Origin of the sequence: Anaerotignum faecicola, assembly GCA_024460105.1 — a bacterium.
In the GTDB taxonomy this organism is placed as follows: domain Bacteria; phylum Bacillota; class Clostridia; order Lachnospirales; family Anaerotignaceae; genus JANFXS01.
In genome coordinates, this window is the sequence record JANFXS010000284.1 from 1 (window position 1) to 452 (window position 452).

2 protein-coding genes are annotated in these 452 nt (G+C 44.5%); both read right to left on the reverse strand.

Annotated elements, in window-relative coordinates; all coding sequences use genetic code 11:
• The coding region (locus NE664_13975; GenBank protein ID MCQ4727742.1) for a sensor histidine kinase at window positions 1-204 on the reverse strand (204 nt) is incomplete at its 3' end.
• A gap of 74 nt (window positions 205-278) precedes the next feature.
• A partial coding sequence (locus NE664_13980; GenBank protein ID MCQ4727743.1) for a carbohydrate ABC transporter permease occupies window positions 279-452 on the reverse strand: 174 nt, incomplete at its 5' end.

Here is a 452-nt window from a genome sequence, read left to right on the forward strand (position 1 = left end):
GGACTGGAGAACAAAAATACTTTCTGCCAGAGCATTGACACTGCTCCTGTCATTTTCCAGTCTGCTCTCCAGGTCTTTATTATAGTTGTAAAAAAGAAGCACGGCGCATATGAGAATCAACACCGGCGTGATAATCAAATACCCATAAAAAATCAGTTTCATTTTTACACTTAATTGATTTACCCACTGTTTTATCTTCTTCATAGCCGTACTTCCTTATAATCATTCTGATCCGGGTGTTCCACCGGTTAAACTATCCGCCCTTTTTCTGGGCGCGCCTAACCCTTTACCGCTCCCATAGCCACACCTTTCGTAATATGTTTATTCAGTAGGATATATACAATCACCGCCGGCGCCGCTGTCAGAGCCATAACCGCAAACTGCACGGCGTAATTGGATGAATACTGGCCGGTAAACTCCAGAACCGAGAACGGAAGCGTCTTCCATTTCGG